The sequence below is a fragment of the Breznakia sp. PFB1-19 genome (assembly GCF_029893935.1).
Classification (GTDB): domain Bacteria; phylum Bacillota_I; class Bacilli_A; order Erysipelotrichales; family Erysipelotrichaceae; genus Breznakia; species Breznakia blatticola.
On sequence record NZ_JARXXJ010000005.1, the window covers coordinates 38,328 to 62,360 of the forward strand.

Annotated in this window: 23 protein-coding genes, 1 riboswitch and 1 other annotated feature; of the genes, 21 read left to right on the top strand and 2 right to left on the bottom strand. The window is 34.7% G+C overall.

The features are described 5' to 3' along the window. The first annotated feature begins 92 nt into the window (after positions 1-92). The 14 genes from mscL (at position 93) to M2098_RS03905 (ending at position 15,494) form a co-directional block, all read left to right on the top strand. Positions 93-485: a large conductance mechanosensitive channel protein MscL gene (gene mscL / locus M2098_RS03840; RefSeq protein ID WP_280682690.1), complete on the top strand. Its 393-nt coding sequence runs from the start codon at positions 93-95 to the stop codon at positions 483-485. A 300-nt stretch (positions 486-785) separates the two neighbouring features. After that, positions 786-2,144, top strand: a complete 1,359-nt coding sequence (locus M2098_RS03845; RefSeq protein ID WP_280682692.1) for an NlpC/P60 family protein — start codon at positions 786-788, stop codon at positions 2,142-2,144. 104 nt (positions 2,145-2,248) lie between these two features. Next, positions 2,249-3,529, top strand: coding sequence for a UDP-N-acetylglucosamine 1-carboxyvinyltransferase (locus M2098_RS03850; protein ID WP_280682694.1), 1,281 nt, complete (start codon positions 2,249-2,251; stop codon positions 3,527-3,529). A gap of 86 nt (positions 3,530-3,615) precedes the next feature. Next, positions 3,616-3,819 (top strand): 50S ribosomal protein L31, encoded by a 204-nt coding sequence (gene rpmE / locus M2098_RS03855; RefSeq protein WP_067422584.1) that lies wholly within the window; start codon positions 3,616-3,618, stop codon positions 3,817-3,819. 80 nt (positions 3,820-3,899) lie between these two features. Further along, on the top strand, positions 3,900-4,973 hold the full coding sequence (gene prfA, locus M2098_RS03860) for a peptide chain release factor 1 (protein WP_134169391.1): 1,074 nt from the start codon (positions 3,900-3,902) through the stop codon (positions 4,971-4,973). Then, positions 4,973-5,821: a peptide chain release factor N(5)-glutamine methyltransferase gene (gene prmC / locus M2098_RS03865; protein WP_280682699.1), complete on the top strand. Its 849-nt coding sequence runs from the start codon at positions 4,973-4,975 to the stop codon at positions 5,819-5,821. Before prfA ends, prmC begins: the two co-directional genes overlap by 1 nt. A 9-nt stretch (positions 5,822-5,830) precedes the next feature. Then, a complete protein-coding gene (locus M2098_RS03870) occupies positions 5,831-6,259 on the top strand; it encodes a hypothetical protein (RefSeq protein WP_134169395.1) in 429 nt (142 codons plus the stop codon). A 306-nt stretch (positions 6,260-6,565) separates the two neighbouring features. Continuing rightward, positions 6,566-10,807, top strand: coding sequence for a Cna B-type domain-containing protein (locus M2098_RS03875; protein ID WP_280682703.1), 4,242 nt, complete (start codon positions 6,566-6,568; stop codon positions 10,805-10,807). Positions 10,808-10,876: 69 nt separating this feature from the next. Further along, complete coding sequence (locus tag M2098_RS03880) at positions 10,877-11,059, top strand: hypothetical protein (protein ID WP_280682705.1); 183 nt, start codon at positions 10,877-10,879, stop codon at positions 11,057-11,059. 142 nt (positions 11,060-11,201) lie between these two features. Further along, on the top strand, positions 11,202-12,506 hold the full coding sequence (locus M2098_RS03885) for a sigma-70 family RNA polymerase sigma factor (protein ID WP_280682707.1): 1,305 nt from the start codon (positions 11,202-11,204) through the stop codon (positions 12,504-12,506). Positions 12,507-12,776: 270 nt separating this feature from the next. Continuing rightward, positions 12,777-12,989 carry a FeoA family protein gene (locus M2098_RS03890; RefSeq protein WP_280682709.1) on the top strand — a complete coding sequence of 71 codons (213 nt, stop codon included), beginning with the start codon at positions 12,777-12,779 and terminating at the stop codon, positions 12,987-12,989. Positions 12,990-13,006: 17 nt separating this feature from the next. Continuing rightward, the gene (locus M2098_RS03895) at positions 13,007-13,225 is read left to right on the top strand and encodes a ferrous iron transport protein A (protein ID WP_134169405.1); all 219 of its coding nucleotides are present in this window, start codon (positions 13,007-13,009) and stop codon (positions 13,223-13,225) included. 3 nt (positions 13,226-13,228) lie between these two features. Further along, entirely contained in the window at positions 13,229-15,283 is a 2,055-nt protein-coding gene (gene feoB / locus M2098_RS03900; RefSeq protein ID WP_280682712.1) for a ferrous iron transport protein B, read from the top strand. Between the two features lie 4 nt (positions 15,284-15,287). Beyond that, positions 15,288-15,494 carry a FeoB-associated Cys-rich membrane protein gene (locus M2098_RS03905; protein ID WP_280685234.1) on the top strand — a complete coding sequence of 69 codons (207 nt, stop codon included), beginning with the start codon at positions 15,288-15,290 and terminating at the stop codon, positions 15,492-15,494. A 50-nt stretch (positions 15,495-15,544) separates the two neighbouring features. Here the strand turns inward: M2098_RS03905 and M2098_RS03910 are convergent, their stop codons facing one another. Next, entirely contained in the window at positions 15,545-15,919 is a 375-nt protein-coding gene (locus tag M2098_RS03910) for a metal-dependent transcriptional regulator (RefSeq protein ID WP_134169411.1), read from the bottom strand. Positions 15,920-15,971: 52 nt separating this feature from the next. Next, complete coding sequence (locus M2098_RS03915) at positions 15,972-16,331, bottom strand: Spx/MgsR family RNA polymerase-binding regulatory protein (RefSeq protein WP_280682715.1); 360 nt, start codon at positions 16,329-16,331, stop codon at positions 15,972-15,974. Between the two features lie 144 nt (positions 16,332-16,475). Next, a riboswitch (SAM riboswitch) is annotated at positions 16,476-16,568 on the top strand. A gap of 66 nt (positions 16,569-16,634) precedes the next feature. Between M2098_RS03915 and metK the strand changes: the two genes are divergently transcribed. The 7 genes from metK to map all read left to right on the top strand — a co-directional run bounded on the left by metK (position 16,635) and on the right by map (position 23,763). Further along, positions 16,635-17,735 (top strand): methionine adenosyltransferase, encoded by a 1,101-nt coding sequence (gene metK, locus M2098_RS03920; protein ID WP_134169415.1) that lies wholly within the window; start codon positions 16,635-16,637, stop codon positions 17,733-17,735. Between the two features lie 103 nt (positions 17,736-17,838). After that, positions 17,839-18,040, top strand: a binding site (T-box leader). 30 nt (positions 18,041-18,070) lie between these two features. Further along, positions 18,071-19,990, top strand: coding sequence for a methionine--tRNA ligase (gene metG / locus M2098_RS03925; protein WP_280682717.1), 1,920 nt, complete (start codon positions 18,071-18,073; stop codon positions 19,988-19,990). Then, positions 19,990-20,910 carry a GNAT family N-acetyltransferase gene (locus M2098_RS03930; protein ID WP_280682719.1) on the top strand — a complete coding sequence of 307 codons (921 nt, stop codon included), beginning with the start codon at positions 19,990-19,992 and terminating at the stop codon, positions 20,908-20,910. The genes metG and M2098_RS03930 overlap by 1 nt, the downstream gene beginning before the upstream one ends. Next, positions 20,903-21,418 carry a nitroreductase family protein gene (locus tag M2098_RS03935; protein ID WP_280682721.1) on the top strand — a complete coding sequence of 172 codons (516 nt, stop codon included), beginning with the start codon at positions 20,903-20,905 and terminating at the stop codon, positions 21,416-21,418. Before M2098_RS03930 ends, M2098_RS03935 begins: the two co-directional genes overlap by 8 nt. A gap of 122 nt (positions 21,419-21,540) precedes the next feature. Next, on the top strand, positions 21,541-22,521 hold the full coding sequence (locus tag M2098_RS03940; protein WP_280682723.1) for a MerR family transcriptional regulator: 981 nt from the start codon (positions 21,541-21,543) through the stop codon (positions 22,519-22,521). An 86-nt stretch (positions 22,522-22,607) separates the two neighbouring features. Next, on the top strand, positions 22,608-22,946 hold the full coding sequence (locus tag M2098_RS03945; RefSeq protein WP_134169424.1) for an AraC family transcriptional regulator: 339 nt from the start codon (positions 22,608-22,610) through the stop codon (positions 22,944-22,946). Between the two features lies 1 nt (position 22,947). Beyond that, positions 22,948-23,763, top strand: coding sequence for a type I methionyl aminopeptidase (gene map, locus M2098_RS03950; RefSeq protein WP_280682725.1), 816 nt, complete (start codon positions 22,948-22,950; stop codon positions 23,761-23,763). The last annotated feature ends 270 nt before the right edge of the window (positions 23,764-24,033 follow it).

Here is a 24,033-nt window from a genome sequence, read left to right on the forward strand (position 1 = left end):
CTGAGAAGTAACCGGACGGTTACTTCTTTTGAATTCATATACTGATTTGGTTATAATGTGTTATATAAAGTATAGATAGGAGAGAATTGTATATGAGAAATTTTCTAAAAGATTTTAAAGCGTTTGCGATGCGTGGAAATATGATTGATATGGCTGTTGGGGTTGTTATTGGGGGTGCTTTTAGTACCATTATCAATTCCATCGTTAATGATTTGATCATGCCATTCATTGCATTGTTAACAGATTCAAGTGAACTTGCAGCTGCATCACTTAAAATCGGTGAACGTGGAGGAGAACCCGTATTATTAAATTATGGAGCATTTATTCAAAATGTTATTAACTTTTTAATCATTGCATTCTGTATCTTTGTAGTGATTCGTATTATCGGACGTTTCCAAAAGAAAGAAGAAGCAGTAGTTACAAAAAGTGATGAAGTGGTATTACTCGAACAAATACGTGATGCCCTTGTACAAAAAGAAAGATAAGCAAATGGTGAAATACTCACCATTTTTTTGTGGATTTATATAAAATAAGACAAGATGCTATATCATATACTACCTAATTTATATATACGAAACAGGAAATCATACGAATTTCACTAAAAATGCCCGGAAATCGTGTTTATTTCCTAATTACTTTATGTTATATAACTAATATTTTTTCTTTGAATGTGTCAAAAACCCTTTATTCATGGGCTTTTAGATAAATTTGTGAAACTTTGGGATACGCTTATTTTTAGGTTGCCTTATGTTATTATTACAAAGACGAAAACGAGAGGTGACTCAATGGATTTACAGAAAACACTTATTAAGATTAAAGAATTAGAAAACAAGGGTCTTGAGAATTTAAAACTTGGGATCACATATATAAAAGAAGAAGGGATTCCAACATTTGTTGCATTTGCTAAAAACATGGCAACAAAGTTCAATCGCTTAAGTGGTACAGAAATTGCGAAAGTAAAATCGTTATTTCAAGAACATGTACACTTTAACTTCAAACACTTTGTAGGAACAACAGCTACAGCAGCAGTTGTATTCGCATTAACATTTACTGTAACAGGATTCAGTCGTGTGAAAGTAAATGCAGAAGTATTAGCAAAACCAACAGAAGCAACTGCTTACAACAACAAAGTAGTTAGCGTAAACTACGGTGATGATTCAGCAATCTTAGATATGGTAAAAGATATCGTTGCTGATGAAAACGAAACTGTATATGGTGTAAAACCAATTACAGTTGAACCAACAAAATCAACTTACGAAATTGGTAACTTTATTGTTGATATCAACAAGCCACAAGCAAGAGAGTTAAAAGAAACACAAATTGAAGTAAAAGTTGAACCTAAAGAAGTATATGCAACAGATTTACAAGGTATTGAAGTTGCTTCAGATAAAGATACAGATTTAAAAAATGCAAATGTAGCACGTACGTACACATTTGATGTAGATATGGTTGATACACAAGCACCAACAATTGCACTTACGACAACACATGTTGATGTATTAGATACAGACAACTTTGATCCTAAGGAATATGTTGCTAGAGTGTATGACAACTATGATGAAACAGTAAACTACACAGTAACTGGATCAATTGATGCAAATGATGAAGATCTTTACATCGATGGAGATTACACATTTACATATACTGCTGTAGATACACACGGAAATAAAACAGAATCAAAATTAGTTGCAACAGTAACTGAAGATGAAGAAGCTGCAGAAGCTAGACGTGAAGCTGAATTAGAAGAAGAACGTCAAGCAGCAATTGCAAGCGGTGATTACAACCGTGCTTCTGAAATTGCACAAAGTGCACCTTCATATGCTGGGGGAAGCGCAATTGCATCAGCTGCACTTGCTCAACTTGGTGTTGCACAAGACTGTACAGCACTTGCATCAAACGCACTTGCAGCAGTAGGGATTTACTTCCACGGTTGGCCAGCAGAATACATGAGTTTAGGAACGATTGTATCAGCTAGTGAAGCACAACCAGGTGACTTAATTTACTACGATAACGCTGGAGCTGGAGTACCACATATCGCTGTTTACATTGGAAATGGACAAGCTGTTCACGGTGGATACATGGGAAGTACAGTAATTGCTAGTGCATACATGGGTTCAGGACCTGTATTCATTCGCATCGGATAAAAATCTAACAACAGATCTACGGATTTGTTGTTTTTTTCTTATTGCTTCCCAATTTATATAAAATGAATTATAATGGTAGGGCGACTAAGGAGTTGAATGTATAAATGAAAGAAATTATTCGAATTGAAGGTGGCCATAACTTAACTGGTCATGTAAAAATATCAGGCTCAAAAAATGCAACGGTTGCACTGATTCCAGCAGCGATTTTAGCAGATGAACCAGTGACAATTGTAGGTGTTCCAAATATAAGTGATGTTAAATCACTAAAAATATTATTAGAAGAACTTGGTGTCAATGTTCTTATTAAAGGAGAAAATGGAAATCATTTAATCATTGATCCTTCAAATATGGAAAATAAACCAATGAATAGCGATACGGTGACAAAATTACGTGCATCGTATTACTTCATGGGAGTTTTACTTGCAAAATATAAACGTGTCGAAATTAAAATGCCAGGAGGATGTTATTTAGGTCCTCGTCCTATCGATTTGCATTTAAAAGGATTTGAAACGCTTGGGGCAAAAGTAAACTATGAAGGTGGAAGCTACATTATTGAAGCAGATGAACTTATTGGAGATAAAATCTTCCTTGATGTTTCAAGTGTAGGAGCAACAATCAATATTATGTGTGCTGCAGTATTCGCAAAAGGAAAAACAACGATTGAGAATGCCGCAAAAGAACCAGAAATTATTGATATTGCAACCTTATTAAATAAGATGGGTGCACAAATCCGTGGAATGGGAACCAATGTGATTACAATTACAGGAGTTGACACACTACATGGATGTTTCCATGAAATTATTCCAGACCGCATTGAAGCAGCTACATACTTAACATTAGCTGCAACTGCAGGAAATGACATTACAATTGAAAACGTAATTCCCCAACACTTAGAAGGACTTATTTCTAAGTTGGATGATATCGGTGTAAACATGGAAGTTAACGTGGATTCAATTTTAGTCAAAGGACGTAATGAAGTACTTAAACCTGTTGATATTAAGACTGCACCATATCCAGGGTTTGCAACAGATATGCAACAACCACTGACAACCCTTTTAACACAATGTGATGGACAAAGTGTTGTTACTGAAACGATTTATACAGAACGTTTCAAACACTGTCATGAGTTGAATAAGATGGGTGCAGACATTGATGTGCGTACACCAAGCTCATTTATTAACGGACCAACAAAATTATCAGGAACAAGTGTTACTGCAACAGACTTACGTTGTGGAGCAAGTTTAATTATTGCTGGTTTAATTGCATCAGGAACAACTGAAATCGATGAAATTTATCACATTGAACGTGGTTACGAAAATATTGTAGGTAAGCTAAAAAGTTTAGGTGCAAAGATTGAAAAAGTAACGATTGATTCAGACAATTAAGTATTGCATTCTAGCAAAAATGTGGTAATATAATATAGCAACTTACTTTGAGTTCGCATAGAACTTAAGGCGGAAGGAGAGAAGATATGAAAAAAGGAATTCACCCAGAATACCACAAAATCACTGTTAAATGTTCAACATGTGGAACGGAATATGCTGTGGGATCTACTGCTAAAGAATTAAAAGTAGATACTTGTTCACACTGTCACCCATTCTACACAGGAAGACAACGTTTCGCTGCTGCGCAAGGACGTATCGAGAAATTTAACAAGAAATACGGAGTTAAATAGAAAAGCAAAGGAAACTTTGCTTTTTTTCTAGTCTTGATAGCAATATGCTATAATATAAAATGATATAGGAGAAAAACAATATGAGTGCAATGACAGAACGTTTAGATGGAATGATCGATCGCTACAATGAACTTAGTGAATTGATGATGAGTCCTGAAGTGCTTGCTGATAATCGTCGTATGGCTAAACTTGGAAAAGAACAAGCTGCGATGACACAAGCTGTAGAGACTTACCAAGAATATAAAAAAGTCGTACAAGGAATTGAAGATGCGACTGCTTTAATGGAAGAACATGATCCTGAAGTTAAAGAAATGGCAAAAATGGAATTAGATGAATTACAACCACGTAAACAAGAATTACTTGATCGTCTAGAAATTTTATTGATTCCAAAAGATCCTGCAGATCAAAATAATGCAATTATGGAAATTCGTGGAGCTGCTGGAGGAGATGAAGGAAATATCTTTGCTGGTGATTTATACCGCATGTATTCAAAATATGCAGAAAGCAAAGGTTGGAAAATGGAAGTACTTGAAGCGCAAGAAAGTGAAGCAGGTGGATTTACCCGTATCGCTTTTATGGTGAAAGGTGCGGAAGTATATGGACACTTAAAGTTTGAAAGTGGAAGTCACAGGGTACAACGTGTACCAAAGACTGAAACACAAGGGCGTGTACATACATCAACTGCAACAGTACTAGTTGACCCAGAAATCGAAGAAGATGAAATTGATATTAATCCAAATGATTTGGAAATCGATACAATGCGAGCAAGTGGAGCCGGAGGACAACACGTCAATAAAACGGATTCCGCAGTTCGTATTACCCACATTCCAACAGGAATTACAGTAAAATGTCAAGATGGTCGTAGTCAACATGCGAACCGTGAAACTGCATTAACGCAAATTCGTTCAAAAGTATATAGCGAAATGAAACGTCGTGAAGAAGAAGAACGTCATGCAGAAAGAAAAAGTAAACTTGGTACGGGAGACCGTAGTGAGAAAATCCGTACATATAACTATCCACAAAACCGTGTAACTGATCACCGTATTGGTTTAACACTTCAACAATTGGATCGTATCATGGAAGGGAAATTGGATGATATTATCGTTGCCTTACTTGAACAAGATCAACAGGATAAACTTGCTGGTAACGCATAATGTTGTATCGTGAAGCCTTACGCAGAGCACAACAACTTTGCATTGATGCAGGTGTTGGTGAACAAGCACCATTATTCTTATTATTAGAACTTGCGAATTTAGAATCGCATAATTTATATGCGGAATTCGATCAAGAAATGGATGATGCTCTTGTGGATGCATATTATAAAAAAGTAGACCGTCTACTTGCACATGAACCATTAGATCATATTCTAGGATATTCTTATTTTTATGGATTCAAGTTTTTAGTAAATGAGGATGTACTTATTCCACGTCCAGAAACTGAAGAATTGGTTGCAAATGTACTAGCAAGTTATGATGAATTCTTTGCTGGACAAGAAGTGGAGGCTATCGATGTTGGCTGTGGAAGTGGAGCAATTGCAATCGCTGTAGCTCTTGAAGAAAAAAATATCCACATGCAAGCAAGTGATATTAGTGAACATGCAATTGCTGTGGCAAAAGAAAATGCAAAAAACTTAGAAGCAAATGTTACTTTCAAGGTTGGAGATATGTTACAACCATTTATTGAAAGCAACCATAAAGTAGATATCTTAATTAGCAATCCTCCTTATATTCCTCAAGATGAGAAAATGGAAGATAGTGTCGTTGATTTTGAGCCACATGTTGCTTTATTTGGTGGAAGTGATGGCTTGCATTTCTATAAAGAAATTTTTAAACATGCACATAAAGTCATTAAAGAGAAAAGCTTTTTAGCTTTTGAGATTGGCTATAACCAAAAAGATGCATTATTAAAAGAAGCTGATATATATTTCCCAAATGATAAAAAAGAAGTACTAAAAGATCTTAACGGAAAAGATCGTATGTTATTTATTTACCATAACGTATAAGGAGTAGCGATGAAAAAACTACTAGTTATTATTGCGATGTGTCTTATGATGGTCGCATGTGATAGTGATGAATCAGAAATGGTTTGTACATATAAAAAAGATGATGATAAAGGAAAGATTGTCGTTCGGTATGAAGATGATAAAATCCATTATCTACACTTTTCGTCTGAGCAATATATCGAAGATGATGTTCTTGATGAAGTTGGTGAGAAAGATTTTGCTGATTACTGGAAGCAAAATGTTGAGTCCTTCCACAAAGAAGGGATTAGTGCTGAAGGTACATATGATGGGAAAACACGTATGGGATATATTGAGTTAGAATTAAATTTAGATCAACTTAAGGAACGTAATTATAGTGATTTCTATTTAACGGAAAATCTATCATTGAAGAGTTTTAAAAAACGAGTAGAAGATCAACTCGATTATACATGTAAATAGTTTATAAACACCATGAACTAGGAAATCTATCTAGAAAATGGTGTTTTTTTTCATGTCAAAACACTCTAAAAACACACAAATAAAAGATACGATGAAAAAAATGAATTTTCTTTGCGATTTTTTTGAAGATTTTATATAATGTTCAAGTCTATGAAGGTGAAAGGTTCAACGGAACCTTTTCAACTTCACATACACACACAAAATTGGAGTTGAAAAGCAATCCATCAATATCCCTGGATTGCTTTTTCTTGCCTTTTTATATGTGTATGGAAATAGAATAAATTATGTGTGTAATAAGGAGAAAAAATGAAAAAGATTGCAAAATTACTATTAGTTTTTTGCATGTTTCTTGGTGTGCTAGGATTCACTGGAGAAACACTTGCAGCAACTAATAAAGAAATTCCTACGGAAGACTTTGTGACAGGTGGACAGTTGACAGACTTAAACGGTGTCGTAAAAGAGTGGTTTGGTTATTATGATGCATTACTTGTGCGTTATGATTTCAACTTTGCTGATACATATGAAGTAAACAGTGGAGATACACTAACAATTCAACTACCAAATGAACTTAGTGTAGGTAATATGACATTTGATTTAAAAGCGACGGATGCTTTAAATGAAGAAGCAACAATCGGAACCGCAACAGTCAACAAAACAGATAAAACGATTACGATTACCTTCAATGATTACTTTGAAGCAAAAACAGGTCGTAGTGGATACTTTTACATTGGTGCATATTGGGATAGAGATGTCATTGATGAATTGACAAAATATGAACTACAATTTGTAAAAGATGGTGAAACACAAACCGTAAATGTTGGTAAGAAAAGTACGGTTGATCGAAATGAAATGCTTGCTAAATGGGGAAGTCAGGATGCTGAAGATCCGACAATTATTAACTGGACTGCAAGAATTAATGTAGCAGGAGCAGATATTCCTAATGCGGTATTTGTTGATGATATTATGGATAATCATGAATTGATTGCTGGATTAGAAGGAAATACGTATGTACGAGTTGATATTGGAAAAATTGATTGGGATGAAAAAAATAATCCTACAGAAACAATGCTTGGATACTATACATCTTCTACTACTCCTGAAAGATTTACATTTCATGCGAATAATAAAGGATTTACTGTAGAACTTGGAGATTTAATAAGAGGAGCATCAACTGCGCTTCCTGATTCTGCAATTGCTACAGATGAAAATCGACTAGAAGCAAAGCAAACTGGATTGAGTTTGTATGTGCGCTACAAAACACGTATTACAGAAGAACATCCAGATGGAATGTACCTAAACAAAGGGACATTGCAAGGAACAGGATATGAAGATGAATCTCATATTGTATTTGAACCAAAACTAATCCATGGTGGGGCTGGAATTGGAACAGCAACGACAACGGTAAAAGTATTAAAAGAGTGGGAACACTTAGGAAATACAGTACAACCAACATCAATTGAAGTTGAGTTATATCAATCAGTAGATGGTTCACAGCCAACGAAAGTTACTGGGAATAATCCTCTAACTTTAAGTGCAACAAATAATTGGTATGCAGAATGGACGAAACTTCCATTGGCCGATACAAACGGAAAAGAAATTACGTATTCTGTAAAAGAAGTGGAAGTACCTGCCGGATACACTTCAGAAACCATCACAAATTCATACAATGATTTTACAATTCGAAATACATACATCCCCAAAACTTCAGTGCATGTAGAAAAAGTTTGGGAAGGTGATGCGACGCATAGTGCTTTACGTCCTACATCTGTTGATGTTGTATTGATTAAAACCGTAAATGGACAAAGTGAAGAATATAAAACGACAACATTAACTTCAGATACGAATGGTAAATGGCAACACACTTGGAACGATTTACCTGTTTATGAAGGAAACGAAACAATTGTATACACAGTTGAAGAAAGAAATCTTACAAGTTTATATACCGGTGTAGTAACAAAAAACAGCGAAAATGACTTTACGATCACAAATACATTCGTAATGCCAAAAACTAGTTTTACTGTAAATAAGGCATGGTTCCAAGATGTTGTAGGAAATAGACCAGCTAGTATCGAAGTAGAATTGTATACAAAAGATGGAACCAAAGTAAATATAGTGGACACAGTAACGTTATATGCAACATCAGGTTGGACATATACATGGACAGATTTGGACTACTATATAAATGGAAAAGATGCTGCATACTTTGTAAGAGAGAAAACAGTTCCAACAAACTATACATCTGAAGTAGTAGAAAACAGTAAAAATAACTGGACGATTAATAATACCTTTGATATGCCTAAGACAAGTGTCAGTGTAAATAAAGAATGGGTTGGTGGAGTTGAAGGAAATCGACCATCAAGTATTGATGTTGAATTGATTGCTACAGTGGGAACGACAAGCACGGTGAAAAATACTGTCACTTTAGATAAGAATACAAATTGGGAGTATACATGGACAAATTTAGATGCATTATCAGGAGCTGATGAAATTGTCTATACTGTAAGAGAAAAAACAGTTCCGACAAACTATACATCTAAAGTCACAGAAAATGACACAAATGACTTTACGATTACAAATACGTTTGTAATGCCAAAAACAGATGTATCAGTGAATAAACTGTGGATAAATGACAATGATGCTGTACGTCCATCAAGTGTTCAAGTGCAGTTAATAACAACGATAAATGGACAATCAACATGTTCAATCCCTGAAACATTAGATAAAGATAATAACTGGTCATTTACATGGAGAGATTTACCAATGTTAGATGGAACTGACGAAATTACATATACAGTAGAAGAAGTTGGAGTTCCTGCACATTATACAGATGCAGTAATTACAAATGGAGCAAATGACTACACAATCACGAACACATTTGAAATGCCAAAAACAGATGTAACTGTAGATAAAGAATGGCTAAATGACTATGCAGCAATTCGTCCAGATAGTGTGGAAATAGAATTAGTCGCTACATTAAATGGCGTAGAAAGTGTTGTTGATACAGTTGAACTAGATGAAAATGTAAACTGGACAAAGACATGGACAGATCTAGACTTACTTTCAGGATCAGATACGATTACGTATAGTGTAAGAGAAATCAATGTTCCTCAATACTACACAGATGCAGTAATTACAAATAAGTCAAATGACTACACAATTACAAACACATTTGAAATGCCAAAGACAGATGTGACAGTAGATAAGAAATGGATAAATGATTATGCAGCAATTCGTCCAGATAGTGTGGAAATAGAATTAGTCGCTACAGTAAATGGCGTAGAAAGTGTTGTTGAAACAGTTGAACTAAATGAAAGTGTAAACTGGACAAAGACATGGACAAATCTAGATTTACTTTCAGGATCAGATACGATTACGTACAGTGTAAGAGAAATCGATATTCCTCAATACTACACAGATGCTGTAGTAGTAAATGGAGTAAATGACTATACAATCACAAACACATTTGAAATGCCAAAGACAGATGTTACAGTGGATAAAGAGTGGTTAAATGATTATGCAGCAATTCGTCCAAATAGTGTGGAAGTTGAATTAGTAGCTACAGTAAATGGAGTAGAAAATGTAGTTGAAACAGTTGAACTAGATGAAAGTGTAAACTGGACAAAGACATGGACAAACTTAGACTTACTTTCAGGATCAGATACGATTACATACAGTGTAAGAGAAATCAATGTTCCTCAATACTACACAGATGCAGTAATTGCAAATAAGTCAAATGACTACACAATTACAAACACATTTGAAATGCCAAAGACAGATGTTACAGTGGATAAAGAGTGGCTAAATGATTATGCAGCAATTCGTCCAGATAGTGTAGAAGTAGAATTAGTTGCTACAGTAAATGGAGTAGAAAGTGTAGTTGAAACAGTTGAACTAGATGAAAGTGTGAACTGGACAAAAACATGGACAAACTTAGACTTACTTTCAGGATCAGATACGATTACGTATAGTGTAAGAGAAATCAATGTTCCTCAATACTACACAGATGCAGTAATTACAAATAAGTCAAATGATTACACGATTACAAACACATTTGAAATGCCAAAAACAGATGTGACAGTAGATAAGAAATGGTCAAACGACAATGCATCAGTACGCCCAGACAGTGTAAATGTTCGATTAGTGATGAATAAAGATGGAGAGATTACATACTCTGATATCGTAGTTTTAAGTGAATCAAACAAATGGACATATACATGGAATAATCTAGACGTATTAGTGTTAGATAAAGAAATTGTATATACAGTAGAAGAAGTAGACGTACCTAAAAACTATACATCTACCGTAACAACAAATGATACAAACGATTACACAATCACAAATACATATGAAACACCCAAAGAGGATCCAAAGCCAGAAACACCTGGAACATCAAATCCTTCAAAGGCTCCGGAAAAGGAATTGATTATCAATCCAAGTAAATCCGTAGATACAGGTGATACAACATCATCAAACCCATTGATTGCAATGGTGTACTTAAGTGGAATCGCAATTCTTTCTTTGTTGTTAAGAAGAAGAAAAAAAGCATAAAGATGTAAACAAATAGGACGATTCACGTCCTATTTGTGTTTATAAGTTCAAATGTATAGGGTGGAGATTATGGAAAACGATGATAGGAAGAAGATAGTGCAAAATAGACGAAAAAATGAATTAACAAGAAATGAATTATCTGATGAGATATTGCATTTTGTGCTGAAAACTTGGGGGAGTCAAGAAACAATGAATACAACACAAAAAGATGATATGTATAAGCGTATCTGTAAATATCTTTCAGTGAAGTAAAGTTGATCAGTTCTTTGTGTTTAAATATGTGTATATAAATACGCAAATTTTTCTATGGAGATAATTGACGAATGATATGAAAATGAAAGATAATGGATAAGGTAATTAAGAGACATAGCAAGGTCTATGTGTGAAGGTGTGTATGAAAGATAAAGAGAAATTAGTAAATATAATTGATCAAGCAAAACAAGGGAACCAAGAAGCATTTAAACAACTCTATGATGAATATGTAGATAATGTATATTTCACAGCATGGAATTATTTACACAATGAAAATAGTGCACGTGATGTAGTGCAAGATGTTTTTATTCGTGTGCATAAAAATCTGCAGAAACTAGAAAATCCCGCAGCATTTTATACGTGGATTAAACGTATCACAGTAAATGTATGTTACGATTATGATCAAAAAAGAGAACCATATGTAGATTTAGGTGACGAAATGACTGTTGAAGATTTCGAAGACATTTCGCAAAAAGATGCAAAAGAAATCATAGAAAATAAAGAACTTCAAAAGACGATTTATGATAGTATTCAATCTCTAAAGCCTGCACTTCGAACGGTAGGTGTACTACGTTATTATGACCAACTATCAGTAAGTGAAATATCAGAAGTATTAAGCATACCAGAAGGTACGGTGCATTCACGTTTGTATCATATGAAAAGTAAGTTAAAAACGATTTTAGAAAATCAAGGCATCTCTGCGAAAACGATTCCTGGTTTTGTATTAACTCCATCATTATTCAATATTGTGTATGAGACTATGGCTGCAAGTGTACAAACGCCAGTGGTTCAAAATGCCAGTATTGGCGTAGGAAGTGCTGTAGTTGCTGCAAAAGGGGCATCCATGGCTTTCACGACGAAGGCTGCAATTGCAGCGGTGGTTGGTGTTGCTGGTATTGCTGGTGTACTTTATTTAAACCAACAAGAACCAACACCAGTAAAGTTGGAACAAAAAGCTCCTGCTACAGCAATCGAACAAGCGAAAATTGAATCGATTGAATATCCTAAAGATTGGACAAAAAATGCATTTGAACTACATGTTAAAACAACAAATGACGCATATGATGAAATCTTAGTTGATGGAAGTCCATCACTAATGGTTCATGAGAATGGAGAATATGCAGTAACTTTAATGTTAGATGGAAAACAAATCGATGAGCGTATTGTAAGTATTGACTCATTTGATTTTGAAAGTCCAGATGTAGAAAACTATTCCATTGCAAACACTACATATACGATTCAATTAAAAGATAATGCATCGAAAGTAAATTATGGAAGTTTGCGTTATTATGAAAATGATGAACTTGTACAAAAGGATATGCAAATTGATTATGAGACAAACACCATTACCGTGAACTGTGATTTTGAGGTAGTAGGAAAACTATACATTCAAGATTATGCGGGTAATGAATTAGAATTGATTTTACAAGATAAAGTATCAGAATAGAAAAAAGCATGCCACCGCATGCTTTTTAGTTATGTCTCTTGATTTCTTAAAAGGATCGCATAAGAAATAATTGGGTAAGATTGTCATAAAGGAGTCCCAGACATACAAGTTAGTCATAACTAACTATCCACATAATACACGATATAAAAGTATGTGTCAACTGATATGTTCTAAAAAGTTTTATCTTGAGTTAGAAATAGTTAACAAATCATTGACAAGGAGGTTAACCAGTGCTAACATTACAATGAAAAATAAGAAAGGATGATACATATGCCATTAATTATCGCACCATTAGGAAAATCAGTAAAAGTGATGAAATACTCTTTAGATGAGGGTTCAGAAAAACGTTTGCGTGATCTAGGTTTAGTTCCTGGATGTGAAATCGCTGTTGTCCAAGAAAGTGGCGGAGATTTAATCATCCAAGTGAAAGATGCAAGAATTGCATTAAGTAAAAGTTTAGCAAGAAAGATCTTTGTTGCGTAAGCTGTGGGAGGAATACTATGAATTTAAAAGATGTAAAACCTGGGGAAACAGTCACTGTCACAAAAGTAAATGGAGCAGGACCGATTCGCCGTCGTATATTTGATATGGGGATCACACCAAATACAGAAATTTATGTACGTAAAGTTGCACCATTAGGAGACCCTATTGAAATAACATTACGTGGATATGAATTATCATTACGTAAAGCAGAAGCTCAAGAAATCGAGGTTAAGTAGGATATGAAGATTGCATTAGTTGGAAATCCAAACAGTGGGAAAACAACCCTATTTAATGAATTAACTGGTTCAACTGCCAAAGTTGGTAACTGGGCAGGAGTTACGGTTGATAAAAAAGAAGGAACTTATAAAAAAGCGAAAACACCGATGGACATTATTGACCTTCCAGGTGTTTATTCTTTGTCTCCTTATACATTAGAAGAAGTAATTGCACGTGATTATATTGTAAATGAGCAACCAGATGCCATTATCAATATTGTTGATGCAACAAACTTAGAAAGAAACTTATATCTAACAACACAAATCTTAGAAACCGATATCCCTGTAGTTATCGCTCTAAATATGATGGATGTTGTAAAAAAGACAAAAGATGAAATCAACACAAAAGCAATTGAACAAAAACTGGGTGTGCCTGTTATTGAAATCAGTGCACTTCGTGGAGAAAATATTCATGAATTGATGAATGTAGTTGCTGCATTAGCAAAAAAACGTGAACCACTTGATATTTTTAGTGGATCACAACTAGAAAGTTCATATCGTTCACTTGTTGATTTATTTACAAAACACAATGTAAAACAACCATGTTTTACAGCAAGCAAAGTGTTAGAAAATGATGAGAAGATTTTATCGTTTGATGAAGTAAAATCATTACAAAATGAAATTGAGAAAATTACAACATTAACTGAAGATAACGAAGCATTAATGGCAGATATTCGTTATGGATATATTGATGAACAATTAAGTAGTGCTATTAAGAAATCAAAAGTGCTTGGAGAAATGAGCACATCCGATAAAATTGATAAGGTACTAACAAACCGTATTGTGGGGCTTCCAATATTTGCATTAATTATGTTTTTGATTTTCCACTGTACGTTTTCAGAAAACTTCTTAGGACTTGGTATTGCTTCACCTGGGGTATATATTCAAGGGCTAACTGAAATTCCAATTGAATGGATATCTGATGGACTAACTGGATTACTTGATTCACTAGGTGCATCTGCATGGGTATATGGATTAGTTATTCAAGGGATTGTTGCTGGAGTTGGTGGTGTGTTATCATTTATTCCACAAATTCTATTAATCTTCTTATTCCTATCATTCTTAGAAGATAGTGGGTATATGGCTCGTGTCGCATTTATTATGGACCGAATTCTACGTCGCTTTGGTTTATCAGGAAAAGCATTCTTACCATTATTAACTGGGTTTGGATGTTCTGTGCCAGCAATTATGGGTGCTCGTACACTAGAAGGTGAAAAGGAACGAAAACTTACGATGTTACTAGTTCCATACATGTCTTGTGGGGCAAAGGCACCAATTTGGGCAATCTTTGCAGCTGCAGTATTCCCAAATCATGCAGATATTATGACTTTTGGAATATACTTCTTAGGAATCTTTGTTGCTGTGATTTCTGCAATTCTACTTAAACGTCTTGTGTTTAAAGGGGAAACAACACCGTTTGTTATGGAAATGCCAACCTATCATTGGCCACGTTTTAAAAACTTAATGCTACGCTTGTGGGATAAATTAAAAGGATACATTACACGTGCAGGAACCGTAATTCTTGCAAGTACAATTGTTCTTTGGTTCTTAGGAAACTTTGATTTTTCCTTACAGATGGTGGAAGCAAACTCAGATACAAGTATCTTAGGAGTAGTTGCTGATTCTATTACATTTATCTTTAGACCATTAGGATTTGCAAGTGGAAGTGCTGGATGGAAAGCAGTAGTTGCCATTCTAACAGGACTTGTTGCTAAAGAAGCAGTCGTTTCAACAATGGGAGTTCTTTACACAGGAATGGAAAGTGAAGAAGAATTCTTGGGAGAAGATGAAGCAACAACTTCTCTTATTGCAACAATTGGGCAAACGTTTACACCACTTGCTGCAATCTCATTTATGGCATTTAACTTATTAAGTATTCCATGTATGGCTGCAGTTGCTGCTTTACGTGCAGAAATGAATGATCGTAAGTTATTTGTATTTACGATGACATATTGGGTTGTGATTGCTTGGATTGTCTCATTCTTGATCTACAACGTGGGAAGCCTACTGGGGTTCTAGAATTATGAAACCTGTAGACATTGTAGTCCTTGTACTAGCTATTGGCTTTGTGGGGTTCATCGTCTATACGCAATACAAAAAACACCAAGCAAGAAAAGCAAGTGGTATTATAGGGTGTGGAGGAAGTTGCACAGGCTGTTCAGATAAAGTGGCATGTGAAACTATCCGCAACATCAAAGAAATAATCAAAGAGGATGAAGCCAGGAACTGATAATGGCAACATCCTCTTTTTTTGGTAAATAAAAAATAGCGTATGACTCGCTATTTCTTATACTCATTAATCATTCGTTCAATACTCTCGAATGTTTCATTTGATATGATGTGTTCAATTCGACATGCATCTTTTTCTGCTATTTCTTCTGAAACTTTCAATACCTCAATCAAAAAGCTTCGGATGGTTGTGTGACGATGAAAAATCATCGCTCCCATTTCTTTTCCAGACTTTGTAAGTGTGATGCCACCGTAAACTTCTTGGGTGATGAGACCGCGATCCTTTAAGTTGTTAACAGCTTTATTTACACTTGGTTTAGAGACACCCATCATTTTTGCTACGTCAATCGAACGCACTTTATCGCTTTGTTCAGACAGAACCATAATGGTTTCTAGGTAGTCTTCTAATGATTCACCTAAAAGCATATTATCACCTCGCTTATCGCTATTATATCATATGATGTCTATTTTTTTTACATTATGCCTGGCGAATCATATCTAGGTAGGTTGCTTCTTTGAAGCCAACCGTAACTTGATCGTTCACCATTAAGATTGGTCGTTTTACTAACATTCCATTGCTCGCTAATAATTTGATTTGATCTTCTTCACTCATAGAATGAATCGTATCTTTAATTCGCATTTGGCGATACACGCCTCCAGAGGTATTCCAGAAACTTTGAAGTGATACATTACTCATTTCATAAAGTTTTCTCAATTCTTCTTCAGTTAGTTTCTCTGCTACGATATCTCTTGTTTTAAACTGCACATTATTCATTTCCAAAAAGCGTTTTGCTTTTTGACATGTGCTACATCTTTGGTAACCCATTAGTAGTATCATATATGTTCTCCTCGAGATTTACCTACATATTATAACGTGATAACGCTTTCTTTTCTACCCTTTTGTTAGTGATGTAAATCTGGTATAATTTCAAGGTGAAAATACTTGCTTTACTTGTACCTTTATGGTTAAATAACCATACATCAATTATCAAGAGATGGGGTAGAGAGTTAGCTCGTTAGATCCCACGCCAACCTCACTATATGTGAAAGGTGGTACTGCTAACAACGATAAGAGAAGAATACTTGAAAAAGCAATGCCTTCTCGTGAGGCATTTTTTAATTGCCAGAAAGGAATTTATTGATGAAAGATTACATTTTTACCAGTGAAAGTATCACTGAAGGGCACTCAGATAAAATCTGTGACCAAATTGCTGATGCGATTTTAGATGCTGCATTACGTGAAGATCCAAATAGTAAAATGGCGGTGGAAGCGACAATTAAAGATGATTTTGTGTTAATTTATGGAGAAGCAAACACGAAAGCAGTAATTGATTATCCAGCAATCGCGAAAGCAGTAATTAAGAAAATTGGCTATGAAGAAGACTATAATGTACTTGTGAAAGTAAACCGTCAAAGTGCAGAAATCTATGCTGCTGTAGAAGAAAATGATGGAGAAGTTGGTGCTGGTGACCAAGGGTTGATGTTTGGTTATGCATGTGATGAATCTGATGAATACATGCCTGCTCCAATTTATTATGCACACAAACTGGCACGTAAACTTACAGAAGTACGTCGTCAACATGCAGATATTTTAAAACCAGATGGAAAAACACAAGTATCTGTTGAATACAAAGATGATAAAGTAAGTCGTATTGATACAGTTGTTGTTTCTACACAACATGCTGAAGGTGTAAGCCAAGAAGAAATCAAAGAACTTATTATGAATGAAGTCGTACGTCCTTCATTAGAAGTAGAACTTGTTGATGAAAATACAAAATACATTATCAACCCAAGTGGAAGTTTCATTGTAGGTGGATCCTTTGGTGATTCAGGAACAACTGGACGTAAAATCGTCGTAGATACATACGGTGGAATGGGACGTATTGGAGGAGGATGTTTATCAAGTAAAGATCCAACTAAAGTGGACCGTTCTGCAGCATATTATGCACGTTATGTTGCCAAAAGTGTAGTAGCTAATAAACTTGCACGTCGTTGTGAAGTTCAAGTTGCTTATGCAATTGGTAAAGGAGAACCTGTATCGTTATTAGTAGATACATTTGGTACAGGAGTTACAAGTGATGAGCAACTACTTGAAATCATTAAAAAGAACTTTGATTTCTCAGTACGTAACATTCTTGAAGAACTTGATCTGAAAAAACCAGTATATGCAAAAACTGCATGTTATGGACATTTCGGAGATCCTCAATTCAGTTGGGAAAAAATTAAAAAAATCGAAAAATAGAGAATTTAAAGACAGTTTCACTTATGAGACTATCTTTTCTTTTCAAATACAGGTATTTGCATATTCTCTTTAATTATTGGACAAAGTATATTATAATAGGTTGGAATAAGCGATGAGAAAAAGAGTAAGTATGAAACATTCTCTAGAGAGCAAATGGTTGGTGTAAATTTGCGAATGCGTCATAGTGAAGATGGTTTTTGAGCTTTCATATCGATATGTAGGTATGAACGTATGCGGCGTTAACGCACTTAAGGTATGTATAAGCATACAAAATAAGGTGGTAACACGGTAGTCTCGTCCTTTGGGTGGGATTTTTTATTTTATATGGAGGTAACATGGAAAAGAAAAAGTATTATCTAACAACCCCAATTTATTATCCAAGTGATAATTTTCATATTGGGCACTGTTATACAACAGTAATTGCAGATACATTAGCACGTTATAAACGTGCCAAAGGTTTTGATGTATTCTTTTTAACAGGTACAGATGAACATGGACAAAAAATTGAAGAACGTGCAAAACTTGCTGGAACAGATCCAAAGAGTTTCGTGGATAAAATTGTCGCTAATGCGCAAGACTTATGGTCATCATTAGGAATTACATACGATAAGTTTATTCGTACAACAGATGAATATCATGTCAAAGCTGTTCAAAAGATGTTCCGTGATTTATATGAAAAAGGGGATATCTATAAAGGTGAGTATGAAGGTTGGTATTGTACACCAGATGAGTCATTTTGGACAGATTCACAACTTGTCGATGGAAAATGTCCAGAGTGTGGACGTGAAGTAAAAAAAGTAAAAGAAGAATCGTATTTCTTACGCTTAAGTAATTATCAAAAACAATTAGAAGAATACTTGGAAAGTCATCCGGAATTGATGCAACCAGAATCTCGTTATAAAGAAATGTTAAATAACTTCTTAAAACCAGGTCTTCAAGATTTATCGGTTTCAAGAACAAGTTTCAAATGGGGAATTCCTGTTGATTTTGATCCAGACCATGTAATCTATGTATGGATGGATGCACTTTCAAACTATATTACAGCACTTGGATATAACAGTGATGATGATTCTTTGTTTCAAAAATACTGGCCAGCTGAACTACATTTAGTTGGTAAAGAAATCTTTAGATTCCACACATTAATTTGGCCAATTATGTTGATGGCACTTGATTTACCATTACCAAAACAAGTGTATGGACATGGATGGCTAGTTATTGATGGTGGAAAAATTTCTAAATCATTAGGTAACTATAAAGATCCACGTGTATATATTAATGACTATGGCGTAGATGCTGTACGTTATTACTTATTAAGTGAAGTACCATTTGGAAATGATGGAAACTTCTCAGAAAAACTACTTGTGGAAAGAAGTAATTCAGATTTAGCGAATGTTCTTGGTAACTTAGTAAACCGTACAGTAAGTATGACAAACAAATACTTTGGTGGAACTGTAACAAATACGAAAGTACATGAAACTGTAGATGAAGATTTAATTCGTACAGTAAACGAGTTAAATGCAAAAGTAGAAGCGAAAATGGATACATTACATGTGGATGCAGCAATTGCTGAAATCTTCAATGTATTAAAACGTACCAACCGCTATGTTGATGAAACAACACCTTGGGTGTTAGGAAAAGATGAAAGTAAACAAGATCGTCTACAAACTGTCTTATTTAACTTGCTTGAAGCAATTCGTGTTTGTACAATCCAACTTGAAGCATTCATTCCAAAAAGTGCACAAGCGATTTTTGATCAACTACAAACAGATGCACGTACATTTGATACTGTTTCCTTTGGTAGTGTGGATAGCTACACGGTCGTAGAAAAACCTTCCATTCTATTTGCGCGTATTGATGAAAAAGAATTAGAAGAAAAATGGGCAAAAGAAGCTGCTGCAGTTGAAGAAACTACAGAAGAAGTACAAGAAACAAAACCAGAAATTACATTTGATGATTTCATGAAAACGGAAATGAAAGTTGGTTTAATCGAAGCGTGTGAAAAGCATCCAAAAGCAGATAAACTACTTGTTTCACAAATCAACATTGGAACAGAAACACGTCAAGTGGTAAGTGGAATTGCGCCAGACTATACACCTGAAGATATGATTGGTAAAAAAGTTATCGTCGTGACAAACTTAAAACCAGCAAAAATTCGTGGTGTGGAAAGCCAAGGTATGATTCTTGTTGGTGAAGATGCAAATGGTATTGAGGTTGTAAATCTTAAGAGTATGGAACCAGGAGCAACTGTTCGCTAATGAAGCAACATAAACGATATCAAACCAGTATAATTTTATTACTGGTTTGTTTCGCATTTATATACAAAGGAATTCGTGATGCGCAAACGCCAATGATTGTCATCGGTGTGTTTTTAGCAATATATGCGACGATACGAATCGTCTTATTACTCACCTTATCAAATGTAGCGCAACAAGAAATTGTGGAAGATAGTGATATGACAAGCACTTACTTGCGTACAAATTATGAGCGTTATATCGAAATGTATATTCTTTATAAAAAAGGTGAATGCGAAGTTCTATATGAAGAAAATGATGGCTTGTTGCTGCTAAGTCATGCAGATGATATGTATTATGCAAGTGCTAAAAATAAGCAAGCAGCGATGGATATATTACAACTCATTCCACAGGATTATCATGGCTTGTGTGTTTGCGATGATATTTTTATGGAATGCATAGATTTGTATATTACGTACGAGACAAAGTTCAACTCATACAATATGGTATATGAAAAACAAGAGAAAGCAGTGCTGACAAATACAACAATTCGTATTCAATCATTAACTGAAAAAGATATTGAGATTGTAAAGCAAACGTACAGTAATCCAATTTATGATCAGCCTGGGTATATTGCATCATGTATTAAAAATGGAATGCTCGGTGCATATGTGAATGATAAACTTGCTGGATATATAGGTTTACATAACAGTGGAGCAATTGGACTTTTAGAAGTGTTTGAAGACTATCGTCAACAAGGAATTGCCAAAACACTTGTAGCTAGTATGATTAATCATTGCCTTGAGGCAAAACAAATTGCATATACGCAAGTTCAACAAAGAAATGAAGCTTCGTTGCAATTACAAGAAAAATTAGGATTTACAAAAGCAGATAAACCGTGTGTGTGGATATTTAGAAAAGAGATGGAGACATTACATGAATAAAGATGCATTAGACTTACTTTATAAACGACGTAGTATTCGTTCATTTAAAGACACACAAATTAAAAAAGAAGAATTAGATGCCGTATTAAAAGCGGGGATTCTTGCACCATGTGCAATAAATCGACAAACGACTTTGATGGTTGTCGTACAAAGTCAAATTTATCGCGATGCATTAGTCGAATTAAAAAATGCTGGAACTGATAAAGATCCATTTTATGGAGCACCTACAATTATTGTGCTTTTTGCACCTGCAAATCACTACACAGCAATTGAAAATGCATCGGCAGTACAAATGAATTTGATGCATGCAGCAAATGCGGTAGGACTGGCTTCATGTTGGGTACATATGCCAAAAGAAATCTTCCAACAAGTAGAAGGAAAACAATTGATGTATGCATGGGGATTGCCTGATGATGTGATAAGTGTTGCAGCATTAGCGATAGGTTATCAAGATGGAGCAACACCTGAAGTCCCAGATAAAGAACAACATATTGTAATAAGTGTATAAACGTGGAGGAATCTGCGTTTTTATTTTGAAACGAAGAGAGAAAAACATGGATTACACTTTTTTTGAAAAATGCTTGCGTGTATAGTTGGTATATAGTGTACAAAAAAGGTAGGAGGTACATTATGAAAATAAGTGATGTTGAAAAGAAGGTCAAAGTAAGTAAACAAACGATTATATACTATGAAAAGGAAGGTTTACTTCAACCAAAACGAGATGAAAATGACTTTCGTATATTTGATGATGAAGACATACGCCAACTGGAAACAATCATTCAATTGCGAAGTTTTGATATTTCAATCGATGATATTCGTTTAATCTTACAAGGGAAAGTTTCGCTTCAAGAGATTCTAGATATTACATCTATCCAATTGGAAGAAGAAATGGAAATTATGAAAAGACGTGTAGACCTAATTCAAGTAATCAAAGAAAAAGAATTACCTGTACTTAAAAATTATAAGCATCTTTCAAAACAAACAGATGGTTTAAAACTTGGTTATTTCAAAACCAATAAAACACCATCACTAGGAAGAAGGATGACAAGAAAACTAGCGTGGCGACGTTTACTTAATGTGTTGCTTTTTTATCTCTTATTTGGTGTGTTTCTTAGTGCAATTGTAAGTATGATTGATGTTACACTTCCACCGATTGTGGGAATGTTGATAATTGGTGCACAAATACTTTGCAATATGATCTTAATTGGGTATACGAGATTTAGTAGTGATATTTATAATCGAAATAATTATATAGAGTTCTTAGAGGATGGTGTAAGGTATTATAAAAGCAATTCATTTTTTAAGGATGTACGATACTGGATATCTGCACTTTTTAAAACTAATGCATCACTATTAACATTTTGCACGTATACAGATATACAAGAAGTAGAAATACAAATGCAACGAAAGATATTGTACTTTGGCTTTGGACCCGCCGGTTTTCCGTATGAGCAATATAACTTTACCTTTACATTAGCTGGAAATAAACTACAATTACGAAATCCATTTACTGCTGCAGATGATCGAATGCTTATTGCTAATATACTAAAACGATATGTATCAAATGTTACTGATGCAGGACAATTTATCGAGAAGTATACTACGTGCTAAAAATGTAGAATCGCAAGTCATATCAAGTAAAGCTTGTATAAACTTGGTATAATACATATATTGTAAGTTACAGAAAGGATATGCATATGCCAGTACAAGTAAAACAATTTATGGTAGATTGGGTGAAACAACATGTAGCATCAACACCAACCTTGGATGAGATGGCTCATGCAGTAGGGTACTCAACCTATTACTGTTCACGACACTTTAAAGAACTTACGGGTATGACATATAAAGTCTATGTATCGAAGTGTAAACTAGAAGCAATTGCAAGCGAACTTATTATGACAAATGAAACAATTACCGTGATTGCACAACGGTATGGGTATGCATCAAGTGATGTGCTAAGTCGTGCATTTTACAAGCAATACCAAAAATCACCAAGTGCGTATCGTAAGCAGTATATGGATATAAAAGGAGCGTAAAATGAATAGAGATGAAATACAAGCAAAAATTGAAGCTTATAAAAAACAAGGATGTAAAGTTCCAACCATGGATCTAATTAAAACGGAAGAACAAATTCAAGGAATTAAAAAAAGTAGTGAAATCAATATTGCACTACTAGATTATATTGGAGCTTTTATAAAGCCAGGTGTTTCTACTGCATATGTAGATGAATTGATTCACGAAAAGACATTATCTTATGGAGCAATTCCAGCACCATTAAATTATGAAGGGTTTCCAAAAAGTAGTTGTATTTCAATTGATGATCAAGTATGTCATGGAATTCCGTCCACAAAAGAAATATTGATGGAAGGCGATATTGTGAATATTGATGTCTCTACAATCTATGATGGATATTTTTCAGATTCATCAAGAATGTTTTGCGTTGGTAAAGTAAGTAAAGATAAACAGAAACTGGTTGATGTTGCTAGAGAATCAATGCTTGAAGGTATCAAACAAATCAAACCATGGGAACCACTGGGAAATGTTGGTGCTGCAGTAAATGCATATGCGAAAAAACACGGATATTCAGTTGTTCGTGAAATTGGTGGACATGGCGTTGGCTTGGAGTTTCATGAAGAGCCATGGGTTGGTTTTACAACGAAGAAAAACACGGGAATGCTAATGGTTCCAGGTATGGTATTTACTGTTGAACCGATGATTAATGAAGGAACTGCAGAGATCTTCCAAGATGCGGATAATGGATGGACAATTTATACAATGGACCAAAAACCATCCGCGCAATGGGAAAATACGATTCTTGTTACAGAAGACGGATATGAAATTATTACCTACTAGAAATAGTAGGTATTTTTTAGGTCAAATGATTTAAAAGTTTATTTGATAGGAAGGAAAGTGATTCAACAAATGTATCGATACTTATGCTAATGCTTGTACTTGGTATTGGTAGTTTAGGTATCTTATTGGCTAGAAGAAAAGTGAAATAAAGATAAGAGCGTAATACGCTTTTTAAACAAATAAAAAAGCACTGACATAATCAGTGCTTATCACGCTTCATGGCGCCTGAAACAGGACTAAAGAGTACTTTGCAAATGTAGTATTTATGGG